We start from the raw sequence: 12480 nt of genomic DNA on the forward strand, positions 1-12480 counted from the left end.
CTTGTCATGGCCGCCCCCGCCTTTTCTCCCTTCCGCCCGCGGTTCGCAACCGCTGCCACGCTGCTCGGCATGCTCGGGCTGGCCGGCTGCCAGACGGGCGGCTACCAGGGCAGCGTGCCTGCAACCAGCGGCATACAGCCGCTCAAAGGCCTGGCTCAGAACGTCTCGGTACGGCGCAATGCCATGGGCGCGCCGCTGATCGAAAGCAGCAGCTTCCATGATGCCCTGTTCAGCTTGGGCTACGTGCACGCCGGCGACCGCATCGAGCAGATGGTCGCCATGCGCCTGCTGGCCCAAGGCCGCCTGGCCGAACTGGCCGGCAGCGATGCGCTGGACATCGACCGCCTGATGCGCGCAGCCAACCTCAAGCAGAGCGCCGCCCAGCAGTACGCCGATGCGTCGCCCCGGCTCAAGCGCTTTTTTGAAGTGTATGCCCGCGGGGTCAACGCCTATCTGTTCCGCTACCGCGACAAGCTCCCGGCCGGCTTGGCCAGCAACGGCTATCGCCCGGAATACTGGAAGCCCGAAGACTCGGCGCTGATCTTCAGCTTGTACGCGTTCAGCCAGTCGGTGAACGTGCAAGAAGAACTGAGCGCCCTGGCCCTGGCGCAAAAAGCCGGCAGCGACAAGCTGGCCTGGCTGCTACCCGGTGCACCGGACGAACCGTTGGCCGCCGCCGAAGCAGAAAAGCTGAAGGGCCTGAACCTGGCCAGCCAATTGCCGGGGCTAGCGGCCCTGACTGCCGCCAGCCAGAAGCTGGCCGACCTCGACCTGCTGGGCAGCCCGGGCTCGGCCAACCTGGCCTTGGCCCCACAACGCAGCCGCAGTGGCAAGAGCCTGCTGGCCAGCGACAGCCGCGCCGCCTGGGCCCTGAGCCCAGTGCAAATCCACACCGGCAAGTACCAGGTCGCCGGCCTGTCGTTGCCCGGCCTGCCGATCGTGCTGGCCGGCTATAACGGCAAGCTGGCTTGGAGCAGCAGTGCAGTCATGGCCGACAACCAGGACCTGTACCTGGAGCAACTGCGCCAACAGGGCAGCCAGCTGAGCTACCTGGCCGACGGCAAATGGGTGCCGGCCCGCGCCCGCAGTGAAACCTTCTTCGTCCGCGGCCAGCGCCCACTGCGCGAGGTGATGTACGACACCCGCCACGGTACCCTGCTGGCCCAGCCAGGCAACACCAGCCTGGGCCTGGCATTGAACCTGCCGCAGTTCAAGGGCGACCGCAGCCTGGATGCGCTGTTCGACCTGACCCGGGCCAAGAACGTGGAGCGTGCCTTCGACAGTACCCGCGAAGTCACCGCCGCCGCCCTCAACTTCGTCTTCGCCGAGCCCGAGCACATCGGCTGGCAAGTCAGTGGCCGTTACCCCAACCGCCGCGAAGGCCAGGGCCTGCTGCCCTCGCCGGGTTGGGACGGGCGCTATGACTGGGATGGCTATGCCGACCCAATGCTGCACCCTTACGACCAAGACCCGCCCGCCGGCTGGCTCGGCCACGCCAACCAACGCAGCCTGCCGCGCGGCTATGGCATGCAGCTGTCCAGTACCTGGTATTACCCCGAACGTGCCGAGCGCCTGGCCCAGCTGGCCGGTAATGGCCGCCACGACAGCCGCAGCGTCATGGCCCTGCAGAACGATCAGGTCACCTTGCTGGCGGAAAAGCTCAAGCAAATGTTCGACGCCCCCGGCATGGCCCAGCCGCTCAAGCAAGCGATCGACGCCCTGCCCGCTGCGCAGCGCGACAAGGCCCGCGACGCGCTGGCCCGGCTCAAGGCCTTCGATGGCCGCCTGAGCCCGGTGTCGGCCGATGCCGCGCTGTACGAACTGTTCCTCCAGGAAGTGGCGCGGCAAACCTTCCTCGACGACCTTGGCCCGGAATCCGGCCCAGCCTGGCAAGCCTTCGTCAGCAACGCGCGGTTGTCGTTCTCGGCGCAGGCTGATCACCTGTTGGGCCGCGACGACAGCCCGTTCTGGGATGACCGCAGCACCCCGCAGAAAGAAGACAAGCCGGCCATCCTCGCTCGCAGCCTGGCGGGCGCGGTAGATGCCGGCATCGCGCAACTGGGTGCCGACCGCCGCGCCTGGCAGTGGGGCAAGCTGCACCAGTACCGCTGGCCGGCATCGACCTATCACGGCCTGGGCGACGCCATCAGCCGTTCGCCGCTGGCCGCTGGCGGTGACTTCACGACCCTGGCCCTGACGCCATACGCCTGGGGCAGCGACTTCGACACCCGCCTGCCCGCGTCGGCACGCATGATCGTCGACTTCGGCCAGGCCGAGCCGTTGCAGGTGCTGACCAGTAGTGGCCAGTCCGGCAACCCAGCCAGCGGGCATTACAGTGACGGGCTGGATGCCTGGTTCAAAGGGCGCTTCATGAGCCTACCGCTGCAGCAGCAGAACTTTGGCCGGGCGTATGGCGACCAGCGTTTGACCTTGGTGCCAGGCAGGTAACCTCCGCCTCAGCCGGGCTTGTGTCGCGAAGGGCCGCTTAGCGGCCCCCTCGCGCTACAAGCCCGCGCCTTCAAAAACCGCATGGCAGCCGCCAATCATGTCCGGTCGAACTTAGCTCCCTTGCCATGGCTCCTAACTGGTAACTCCAAACCAGCACCCTGCCATGGACCTCGTCATCGCCCGCCCCGAAGGCCTTTACTGCCCGCCCGGTGATTTCTATATCGACCCGTGGCGGCCCGTGGACCGGGCTGTGATTACCCATGGCCACGGCGACCACGCCCGCATCGGCAATGGCCATTATCTGACCGCCAGCCCCGGCGCCGGCATCCTGCGCAGCCGCCTGGGCCAGGACATCGACCTGCAAACCCTGCCCTATGGCGAACGCCTGCTGCACCATGGCGTAACCTTGAGCCTGCACCCGGCCGGGCATGTACTGGGCTCGGCGCAAGTGCGCCTGGAGTACCGGGGCGAAGTCTGGGTCGCCTCCGGTGACTACAAAGTAGAGCCCGACGGCACCTGCACGCCGTTCGAACCGGTGCCATGCCACACGTTCATCACCGAATCGACCTTCGGCCTGCCGATTTACCGCTGGCCTAGCCAGGGTGAGACCTTCGCTGCCATCAATGCCTGGTGGCGGGCCAACTGCGAACAGGGCAAGGCCAGCGTGCTGTTCTGCTACGCCTTTGGCAAGGCCCAGCGGATTCTGCACGGCGTGGACGCCAGCATCGGCCCGATCCTTGTGCACGGCGCCGTGGAGCCACTCAACCGGGTTTACCGCGACGGCGGTATCCAGCTGCCGGAAACCCGCTATGCCGGTGACATCCCCCGCAACGACCCGCTGCTGCGTCAGGCACTGGTGCTGGCGCCGCCGTCAGCCAGCGGCAGTAGCTGGATGCGCCGTTTCGGTGACTACAGCGATGCCTTCGCCAGTGGCTGGATGTTGCTGCGCGGCACCCGCCGGCGGCGTGGCGTGGACCGGGGCTTCGTGCTTTCCGACCACGCCGACTGGCCCGGCCTGCTCTGGGCCATCGGCCAAACCGACGCGCAACGGGTGATGGTCACCCACGGCTCGGTCAATGTGCTGGTGCGCTACCTTAACGAGCAAGGCCTTGATGCCCGCGCCTTCGTGACGGAATACGGCGAGGAAGATGACGCTGTCAGCACGGAGTCACTGGCATGAAAGCGTTCGCCGAGCTGTACCTGCAGCTGGATGCGACCACTTCCAGCACCGCCAAGCTGCAGGCCCTGCGCGCCTACTTCACTACCGCCCCGGCTGCCGATGCCGCCTGGGCGGTGTACTTCCTGGCCGGTGGCCGCCCGCGCCAATTGGTGCCTACCCGCGTGCTGCGGGAGCTGGCCGGCGCGTTGGCGGGGCTGCCGGACTGGCTGTTCGAGGAAAGCTACCAAGCCGTTGGCGACTTGGCCGAAACTATTTCCCTGCTGGTGCCAGTAAGTCACCACCCTGGCGACGATGGCCTGGCCCACTGGGTCGAAGCCCATCTATTGCCACTGCGGGGCCTGCCCGCCGAGGAGGTCCAGCAACGCCTGCCACCGCTGTGGGCACAGCTGGACCGCCCCAGCCTGATGCTTTGCCTGAAACTCATCACCGGCAGCTTTCGCGTGGGCGTATCGAAGCTGCTGGTCACCCGCGCGCTCGCGCAGCTGGCCGGGCTGGATGCCAAACGCGTGGCACAGCGCCTGGTCGGCTACACCGACATCAGCCACCGCCCCACGGCAGCCAGCTACCAACAGCTGATCGCCGCAGAGTCGGACGATGAACATAGCCAGCGTGGCGGCCAGCCCTACCCGTTTTTCCTGGCCCACCCGCTACAAGCACCAAGCGAACAGTTCGATGCACTGCTCGGGCCGCCAAGTGAGTGGCAAATCGAATGGAAGTGGGACGGTATTCGCGCCCAAGTGGTCAAGCGCGAGGGCCAGCTGTGGGTCTGGTCGCGCGGCGAGGAACTGGTCACCGAGCGCTTTCCCGAATTGCACAGCCTGGCCCAGACGCTACCTGACGGTGTGGTCCTCGATGGCGAGATCCTGGTATGGAAACCCAGCAGCTCAGCGGCTGAACTGGCCGTACAGCCGTTTGCCCTGTTGCAGCAGCGCCTGGGCCGCAAGACCTTGGGCAAGAAGCTGCTAAGCGATGCGCCGGTCGTTTTGCAGGCTTACGACCTGCTGGAGTGGCAAGGCGAGGACTGGCGCAGCCGACCGCAGCACGCGCGTCGTCAACAACTGGAACAGTTGCTCGAGCAACACCCGCTGGCCCCGGTAGTGCTTTCACCGCTGCTCCAAGGCCCGGACTGGGCCGACCTTGCCCGCCAACGCGAGCAGTCGCGCAGCCTGGGGGTCGAGGGCCTGATGTTGAAGCAACGCGAGGCCCTGTATGGCGTGGGGCGCACCAAGGACATGGGCACCTGGTGGAAGTGGAAGATCGACCCATTCAGCGTCGATGCCGTGCTGATTTATGCCCAGCGCGGCCACGGCCGACGGGCCAGCTTATACAGCGACTACACCTTCGCCGTGTGGGACGCGCCGGCCGGAACACCGGGGCGGGCACTGGTGCCGTTTGCCAAGGCGTACTCGGGGCTCAGTGACGAGGAGATGCGCAAGGTCGACGCCATCATCCGCAAGACCACGGTAGAAACCTTCGGCCCGGTGCGCAGCGTGACGCCGACGTTGGTGTTCGAGTTGGGCTTTGAAGGTATCGCCTTGTCCAAACGCCACAAAAGCGGCATTGCCGTGCGCTTTCCGCGCATGTTGCGCTGGCGGCTGGACAAGCCGGTGGAAGAGGCGGACGACCTGGCGACGTTGCAGGCATTGCTGGCCTGAAACAATTTCCAGAGCGCAGGGTCTTCTTCGTGGTCATCAGGGCGACAGTGATGGAGGCGCAAGGCCAAAAACTGTGCTTCTATCTGTGTGCCGACCCGTGTCGCAGACCGTTTTCGCCACGCAGCCAGGACCACCATGCACCATTCAACCCACGACCTGCTCTCCCCCGTTCCGGGCATCACCCGCCAATTGCACAGCTTCCACTTCGGCCCCCGCGGTGGTGGCAAGGTTTATATCCAGGCCTCACTGCATGCCGACGAACTGCCTGGCATGCTGGTGGCTTGGCACCTCAAGCGCCGCCTGGGTGAACTGGAACAGCAAGGCCGCCTGCAGCGCGAGATCATCCTGGTGCCGGTGGCTAACCCGGTCGGCCTCGAACAGGTACTACTGGACGCGCCGCTAGGGCGTTTCGAACTGCAAAGCGGCGAGAACTTCAACCGCAACTTCGTCGACCTGTCGGACAGCATCGGTGATCAAGTCGAGCACCACTTGACCCAAGACCCGGCGCACAACATTGCCCTGATCCGCGAATACCTGCGCCGAGGGCTGGACGCACACCCTGCGCGCACACCGCTGCAAGCCCAGCGCCTGATCCTGCAGCGCCTGGCCTGCGATGCCGACATGGTGCTCGACCTGCACTGCGACTTCGAAGCAGTCGAGCACCTGTACACCACACCGGACGCCTGGCCGCAGATAGAACCACTGGCCCGCTACCTCGGCGCCCAGGCCAGCCTGCTGGCGACTGACTCGGGCGGGCAGTCGTTCGATGAATGCTTCAGCCTGGTCTGGTGGCAGTTGCAGCAACGTTTTGGCAAGCATTTCCCGATCCCACTGGGTTGTTGCTCGGTAACCATCGAGTTGCGCGGCCAGGCCGATGTCAGCCATGACCTCGCCAGCAAGGATTGCCAGGCGATTCTCGACTTCCTGACCCACGCGGGCGTCATCGAAGGCACCCGCGCCGTCCTGCCCGACTTGCGCTGCGCCGCCACGCCACTGGCCGCGGTGGAACCCATCACGACGCCGCTGGGCGGCTTGCTGGTGTATCACGCCAGACCTGGTCAGCATCTGCAAGCAGGCCAACTGATCGCCGAAGTCATCGACCCGCTCAGCGACCGGGTGACCGCCGTGCACAACAGCCAGCCCGGCCTGCTGTATGCGCGCAGCGTGCGGCGCATGGCCACTGCCGGCATGGTCATCGCCCATGTCGCCGGCGAGCAGGTGTGCCGCAGCGGCTACCTGCTGGGCAACTGATTCGGTAAAACCAATGCAACCCGGGGGGGTCTGTAGAAGCACAGCCTTCGACGGACCTGCAGCCCCATGCCCGCCGCCACCGACCTTGCCAATGCCTGGTTTGCCCAACGCGGCTGGAGGCCTTTTGCCTTCCAGCGACGGGTCTGGGCGGCTGTCGAGCGCGGTGAATCCGGCTTGCTGCATGCCAGTACCGGGGCCGGCAAAACCTATGCGCTATGGCTCGCCGCGCTACGGGCGTTCAAGCCCCCACCTCAAGCCCGCCAGCCTGCGCCGTTGCAAGTAGTGTGGGTTACCCCCATGCGGGCCCTGGCCGCCGACACCGCCCGCGCCTTGCAGCTGCCACTGGATGAGCTCGGCCTACCGTGGAGCGTGGGCGTGCGCAGCGGCGACACCGGCAGCGCCGAGCGCGCCCGGCAAGCCCGGCGCCTGCCCAGCGTACTGGTCACCACCCCGGAAAGCCTGACCCTGCTGCTAACCCGGGCACAGGCCCGCGAAGACTTCGCCACGCTGCGCCTGGTGGTGGTGGACGAGTGGCACGAACTGCTGGGCAACAAGCGCGGCGTACAACTGCAATTGGCCTTGGCCCATCTGCGCCACTGGCACCCCGGCCTGCCTACCTGGGGCCTCTCCGCCACCCTGGGCAACCTGCAACACGCGCTGGACGTGCTGCTGCCGCAAGGCGGCCTGCTGGTACAGGGCCGGCAACACAAGGCGCTGCAGGTCGATACCCTGCTGCCGGCAGCGATCGAGCGCTTCCCTTGGGCTGGGCACATGGGCCTGAAGATGCTTCACCAAGTCAGCCAGGAGATCGATGCCAGTGCCAGCTGCCTGGTGTTCACCAACACCCGCGCCCAGGCCGAACTCTGGTACCAGGCCCTGCTTGAGGCCCGGCCCGATTGGGCCGGCCTGCTTGCCTTGCACCATGCCTCGCTGGCCCGTGAGACGCGGGACTGGGTAGAGCGCAGCCTGAAGCAGGGCAGCCTGAAGGCGGTGGTCTGCACCTCCAGCTTGGACCTGGGGGTGGACTTCCTGCCGGTGGAGCGAGTGCTGCAGATCGGCTCGGCCAAAGGCATTGCCCGCCTGGTGCAGCGCGCCGGTCGCTCCGGCCATGCCCCCGGGCGGCGCTCGCGGGTAACCCTGGTGCCAACTCACAGCCTTGAGCTGGTGGAAGCAGCAGCGGCGCGTCAGGCTCTGGCCGCTGGGCACATCGAAGCCCGCTGCTCACCGCGGCTGTGCATGGACGTGCTGGTGCAGCACTTGGTCAGCATGGCCTTGGGCTGTGGCTTTCGCCCCGCGCAGTTGCTCGCCGAAGTGCGCAGCACCTGGGCGTTCAGCGCGTTGCGCGACAACCAGTGGCGGTGGGCGTTGGATTTCGTCTGCCACGGCGGCAGCTCACTCAGCGCCTACCCGGACTATCAACGTGTCGAGCGCCATGCCGACGGGGTGTACCGGGTAGCCAGCGAACGCCTGGCGCGGCGCCACCGCATGGGCATCGGCACCATCGTCAGCGATGCCAACCTGCAACTGAAATACTGGAGCAAAGGCGGTGGCGGCAAAACGCTGGGCAGTGTCGAAGAAGCATTCATCGCCCGTTTACGGCCCGGCGACACCCTGGTGTTCGCCGGCCGGGTGCTGGAGTTGGTACGCGTGCACAACATGACTGCCTATGTACGCCGCAGCACTGCGCGCAAGGCCGCGCTGGCACGTTGGAACGGCGGGCGCATGCCGCTTTCCAGCGAACTGGCCGATGCCTTGGTCGAACAGCTGGACGCTGCCGCCCACGGGCACTTCGAGGGCCCGGAGATGCGTGCTGTGCGCCCTCTGCTGGGCTTGCAGGCGCAATGGTCGGCGTTGCCTACCACCGGCACGCTGTTGGCCGAAACCTTCAAGTCGCGCCAGGGTTGGCACCTTTTTCTGTATCCGTTCGCCGGGCGCATGGCCAACCTTGGCCTGGCCAACCTGATTGCTTGGCGGGTCAGCCGCGCTCAGCCGCTGACGGTGTCGATCGCCGTCAATGACTACGGCTTCGAACTGCTCAGCCCTGGCAATGTGGACTGGGCCACGCACTTGCCTCAGGCACTCGGCACAGAGCACCTGTTGGAGGATGTGCTGGCCAGCCTGAATGCGGGAGAAATGGCATTGCGCCGCTTTCGCGAAATCGCCCAGATTGCCGGGTTGGTATTTGGCGGTTATCCGGCGGCGCAAAAAAGCACGCGGCAGATCCAGGCCTCCAGCGGGTTGTTCTATGAAGTGTTTCGCAAGCATGACGCCAGTAATTTGCTACTTGGCCAGGCACGGGATGAAGTGTTGAGTGAGGAGTTGGAGATCGAGCGACTGCATCGACAACTGCTGAAAATGGGCCAGTTACGGCTGGACCTGCGCAGCCTCAAACGGCCGGGGCCGTTGGCGTTTGCCTTGCTGGTTGAGGGCATGCGCGAAACGTTGAGCACCGAAAAACTGGCAGACCGAATTGCGCGGATGGTGGCAGAGTTGGAACAAGCGGCGGGCGAGGCATGACCCACTACTTGCCGATCGAGCATTGTGGCCAGCAGCTCTGGCTACTCCCCGACAAGGCTATTTACTGGCCGGCACAGCGCGCCCTGTTGGTGGCTGACGTGCACTTCGGCAAGGCCGCAAGCTATCGCGCCCTGCATCAACCGGTGCCCCGCGGCACCACCGCAGCCACCCTGGCCCGCCTGGATAGCCTGCTGGCAACGCATGATTGCCAGCAACTGATCGTACTTGGCGATTTTTTGCATGCGCGCACCGCCCGCGCGCCAGCCACGCTGGCCAGGCTGCAAGCGTGGCGACAACGGCATGAAAACCTGAAAATTGTACTGATACGGGGCAACCATGATCGCAACGCCGGCGATCCTCCCCCTTCGCTCGGCATCGAGGTCGTGGACGAACCGTGGATTCTGCCCCCCTTCGCGCTACAGCACGCCCCCCACCCCAACCCGACACACTCGGTGCTGGCAGGGCATGGACACCCGGTATTCGTCCTGCGCGGCAAGGCGCGGCAGCGGCTGCGCCTGCCCTGTTTCCTTATCGATAGCCAGGTTAGCCTGCTGCCTGCGTTCGGTGAGTTCACCGGCGGCTGGGAAATCGCACCCACCGGCGCCACCCGGGTATACCTGGTTGGCGCAGGCCGCGTCTGGCCGTTGTAGCGCTGCTCAGGCGACCGGCGCGGGAGGGGGCTCGTCTGGCAAGGTCGGCTCGCCCGGCTCCATGGGTGGCGTTTCACCCGGTTGCGGCGGTTGCGGCGTATCGGGGTCAGGCTGGTGGGGCACGCCCCCCGCCTGTATGGGCAGTGGGTGCGCCAGCAGTGACCAGGGCAACAACCCGATGTGATTGGGCTGCAGGCCTGCCAGCTTGGCACTGATTGCGGGATGGAGTTTCATTGGCTGCTCCTGACGGGCCCGGTGCGCATCATGCACACCGGCATTATCCCGTTGGAGTGCCAAAGGCACGGGGAATTCCCCGCGCTCGTCGGCTCAGGTACGCGGCAGGGTGACGCCACGCTGGCCTTGGTACTTACCGCCACGGTCCTTGTACGACACTTCGCACTCTTCATCGGACTGCAGGAACAGCATCTGCGCCACGCCTTCGTTGGCGTAGATTTTCGCCGGCAGCGTCGTGGTGTTGGAAAACTCCAGCGTCACATGGCCTTCCCACTCGGGCTCGAGCGGGGTGACGTTAACGATGATGCCGCAACGGGCATAGGTGCTCTTGCCCAGGCAGATGGTCAGCACGTCACGCGGAATGCGGAAGTACTCGACGGTGCGGGCCAAGGCGAACGAGTTGGGGGGGATGATGCACACGTCGCTCTTGATGTCGACGAAGCTGCCAGCGTCGAAGTTCTTGGGGTCGACAGTGGCCGAGTTGATGTTGGTGAACACCTTGAATTCGTCGGCGCAGCGCACGTCGTAGCCATAACTGGAGACGCCGAAGGAGATAACTCGGCTGTCTTGCTCGCCGCGCACCTGGCGCTCGACGAACGGTTCGATCATGCCGTGTTCCTGCGCCATGCGGCGAATCCACTTGTCCGATTTGATGCTCATGGCGGGGTGTCCTGAAGAGTTGCGAGGTGAAAAACGTGAGGCGCATCTTACCGGTCCCAGCGCTCAGGTTAAAGTTCCACGCCTCATCCCGCGCCGGGCGGGGGCTGTAGCCGCCGTCGATCCGAATTTGCGTAAAGCGGCTTCTGACCATTGGCAGGTTGCAGAAAGTGGGTTAAGGTGTCGCCACTGTGCTGCACGTGACACCGAGAATCTCTAGTTTGATGCACGATCCTGATCGGCCCATCGCTGAATTTTCTGCTCTCTTTGCGCTCAGTCCCGGCCAGGGTTTTTCCTGACCGTTATCAAATTGTCCAAGGAGACAGAAAAATGTCCAATCGTCAACAAGGCGTTGTTAAGTGGTTCAACGATGAGAAAGGCTACGGCTTCATCACCCCTCAGTCGGGCGACGACCTGTTCGTGCACTTCAAAGCCATCCAAGCTGACGGCTTCAAAACCCTGAAAGAAGGCCAGGCTGTTACTTTCGTCGCTACCCGCGGCCAGAAAGGCATGCAGGCTGAAGAAGTTCAGATCGCCTAAGTCGATCTAGCTTCCTAGCTTTCAAAAAACCCGCCTTCTGGCGGGTTTTTTTATGCCTATCTGAACGACCGAGTTGCCCGCGAAGCAGACAACTCGGCGAAGCAGGTCAATCCTCGCTGATGGTAATGCTCGGCATCGCCGGCGCCGCCGCTTCTTGCAGCACGATGCGCGCGCCCACCTGACGGGCCAGCTCCTGGTAGACCATGGCAATCTGGCTTTCCGGCTCGGCGATCGCCGTCGGCTTGCCACTATCGGCCTGCTCGCGGATCAGCATCGACAACGGCAACGACGCCAGCAAGTCGACGCCATATTGGCTTGCCAGCTTCTCGCCGCCACCTTCGCCGAACAAGTGCTCGGCATGGCCGCAGTTCGAGCAGATGTGCACGGCCATGTTTTCCACCACGCCCAGCACCGGGATATTGACCTTGCGGAACATCTCGACGCCCTTTTTGGCATCCAGTAGGGCCAGGTCCTGCGGGGTAGTAACGATTACCGAGCCCGCCACCGGTACTTTCTGCGCCAGGGTCAGTTGGATGTCACCGGTGCCTGGCGGCATGTCAATCACCAGGTAATCCAGGTCATCCCAGGCGGTCTGGGTTACCAGTTGCAGCAGCGCGCCGGACACCATCGGACCACGCCAGACCATCGGCGTGTTGTCATCGGTAAGGAACGCCATGGACATGACTTCTACCCCATGGGCCTTGATCGGCACGAACCACTTCTGCTCGCGAATCTGTGGGCGGGTGCCTTCGGCGATACCGAACATCACGCCCTGGCTAGGGCCGTAGATATCGGCATCGAGAATACCCACCCGGGCACCTTCGCGGGCCAGGGCCAGGGCCAGGTTGGCCGCGGTGGTCGACTTGCCCACACCGCCCTTGCCCGAGGCCACGGCGATGATGTTCTTGACGTTGGCCATGGCTGGCACCTGGGCCTGGGCCTTGTGCGCGGCCACCACGCAGTCGATCGACACCAAGGCGCTGCTGACGCCATCGAGGTTGCCGACGGCGGTCTGCAACACTTGGCCCCAGCCATTCTTGAACAGCCCAGCGGCATAACCCAGCTGCAACTGCACGCTGACCTGCCCGCCCTGGATATCGATGGCGCGCACGCAGCCGGCGCTGACCGGGTCCTGGTTCAGGTAGGGGTCGGTGTACTGGCGAAGCACGCCTTCGATGGCGGCACGGGTGACGGCACTCATGGACACTCCCATTGGCAAACTGAATGTAAAACAGGCGCCTATCCTAACCCGTCAATCGTCAACAGATGCTTCTGCTGGGTGAAATATATTCGCCAGCCCTTTATAGTGGCCGATCACCCTCATTTTTACCCCGTAGCCAGATAAGTA

At 64.8% G+C, this 12480-nt stretch carries 10 protein-coding genes; 7 read left to right on the forward strand and 3 right to left on the reverse strand.

All coding sequences use genetic code 11. From position 1 onward, the window contains the following. The first annotated feature begins 6 nt into the window (after positions 1–6). The 6 genes from DV532_RS19530 to pdeM all read left to right on the forward strand — a co-directional run bounded on the left by DV532_RS19530 (position 7) and on the right by pdeM (position 9701). Positions 7–2448, forward strand: coding sequence for a penicillin acylase family protein (locus tag DV532_RS19530; protein WP_056802170.1), 2442 nt, complete (start codon positions 7–9; stop codon positions 2446–2448). A 163-nt stretch (positions 2449–2611) separates the two neighbouring features. Further along, positions 2612–3628 carry a ligase-associated DNA damage response exonuclease gene (locus DV532_RS19535; RefSeq protein ID WP_056802168.1) on the forward strand — a complete coding sequence of 339 codons (1017 nt, stop codon included), beginning with the start codon at positions 2612–2614 and terminating at the stop codon, positions 3626–3628. Further along, positions 3625–5283 (forward strand): ATP-dependent DNA ligase, encoded by a 1659-nt coding sequence (locus DV532_RS19540; RefSeq protein WP_056802167.1) that lies wholly within the window; start codon positions 3625–3627, stop codon positions 5281–5283. The genes DV532_RS19535 and DV532_RS19540 overlap by 4 nt, the downstream gene beginning before the upstream one ends. Positions 5284–5418: 135 nt before the next feature. Then, complete coding sequence (locus DV532_RS19545; protein ID WP_056802165.1) at positions 5419–6534, forward strand: succinylglutamate desuccinylase/aspartoacylase family protein; 1116 nt, start codon at positions 5419–5421, stop codon at positions 6532–6534. Positions 6535–6600: 66 nt separating this feature from the next. Beyond that, on the forward strand, positions 6601–9051 hold the full coding sequence (locus DV532_RS19550) for a ligase-associated DNA damage response DEXH box helicase (protein ID WP_056802163.1): 2451 nt from the start codon (positions 6601–6603) through the stop codon (positions 9049–9051). Then, complete coding sequence (gene pdeM, locus DV532_RS19555) at positions 9048–9701, forward strand: ligase-associated DNA damage response endonuclease PdeM (RefSeq protein ID WP_056802161.1); 654 nt, start codon at positions 9048–9050, stop codon at positions 9699–9701. The genes DV532_RS19550 and pdeM overlap by 4 nt, the downstream gene beginning before the upstream one ends. A 6-nt stretch (positions 9702–9707) precedes the next feature. On the opposite strand, the gene DV532_RS19560 is transcribed toward pdeM, so the two are convergent. Both DV532_RS19560 and dcd read right to left on the reverse strand, forming a co-directional pair. Further along, entirely contained in the window at positions 9708–9935 is a 228-nt protein-coding gene (locus tag DV532_RS19560) for a hypothetical protein (protein WP_056802160.1), read from the reverse strand. 93 nt (positions 9936–10028) lie between these two features. Beyond that, a complete protein-coding gene (gene dcd / locus DV532_RS19565) occupies positions 10029–10595 on the reverse strand; it encodes a dCTP deaminase (RefSeq protein WP_003258001.1) in 567 nt (188 codons plus the stop codon). A gap of 327 nt (positions 10596–10922) precedes the next feature. Between dcd and DV532_RS19570 the strand changes: the two genes are divergently transcribed. After that, on the forward strand, positions 10923–11132 hold the full coding sequence (locus DV532_RS19570) for a cold-shock protein (RefSeq protein WP_056802159.1): 210 nt from the start codon (positions 10923–10925) through the stop codon (positions 11130–11132). Between the two features lie 106 nt (positions 11133–11238). Here DV532_RS19570 and apbC read toward each other — a convergent pair whose 3' ends face one another. Next, on the reverse strand, positions 11239–12333 hold the full coding sequence (gene apbC / locus DV532_RS19575; protein WP_056802156.1) for an iron-sulfur cluster carrier protein ApbC: 1095 nt from the start codon (positions 12331–12333) through the stop codon (positions 11239–11241). Between the last annotated feature and the right edge of the window lie 147 nt (positions 12334–12480).

This window comes from Pseudomonas sp. Leaf58 (genome assembly GCF_003627215.1).
In the GTDB taxonomy this organism is placed as follows: Bacteria; Pseudomonadota; Gammaproteobacteria; order Pseudomonadales; family Pseudomonadaceae; genus Aquipseudomonas.

What these genes read in the sequence shown, in the direction of transcription:
- DV532_RS19550 (WP_056802163.1), top strand. Translation starts at nt 6,601, where the DNA reads ATGCCCGCCGCCACCGACCTTGCCAATGCCTGGTTTGCCCAACGCGGC.
- DV532_RS19535 (WP_056802168.1), top strand. Translation starts at nt 2,612, where the DNA reads ATGGACCTCGTCATCGCCCGCCCCGAAGGCCTTTACTGCCCGCCCGGT.
- DV532_RS19560 (WP_056802160.1), bottom strand. Translation starts at nt 9,935, where the DNA reads ATGAAACTCCATCCCGCAATCAGTGCCAAGCTGGCAGGCCTGCAGCCC.
- dcd (WP_003258001.1), bottom strand. Translation starts at nt 10,595, where the DNA reads ATGAGCATCAAATCGGACAAGTGGATTCGCCGCATGGCGCAGGAACAC.
- pdeM (WP_056802161.1), top strand. Translation starts at nt 9,048, where the DNA reads ATGACCCACTACTTGCCGATCGAGCATTGTGGCCAGCAGCTCTGGCTA.
- DV532_RS19570 (WP_056802159.1), top strand. Translation starts at nt 10,923, where the DNA reads ATGTCCAATCGTCAACAAGGCGTTGTTAAGTGGTTCAACGATGAGAAA.
- DV532_RS19545 (WP_056802165.1), top strand. Translation starts at nt 5,419, where the DNA reads ATGCACCATTCAACCCACGACCTGCTCTCCCCCGTTCCGGGCATCACC.
- apbC (WP_056802156.1), bottom strand. Translation starts at nt 12,333, where the DNA reads ATGAGTGCCGTCACCCGTGCCGCCATCGAAGGCGTGCTTCGCCAGTAC.
- DV532_RS19540 (WP_056802167.1), top strand. Translation starts at nt 3,625, where the DNA reads ATGAAAGCGTTCGCCGAGCTGTACCTGCAGCTGGATGCGACCACTTCC.
- DV532_RS19530 (WP_056802170.1), top strand. Translation starts at nt 7, where the DNA reads ATGGCCGCCCCCGCCTTTTCTCCCTTCCGCCCGCGGTTCGCAACCGCT.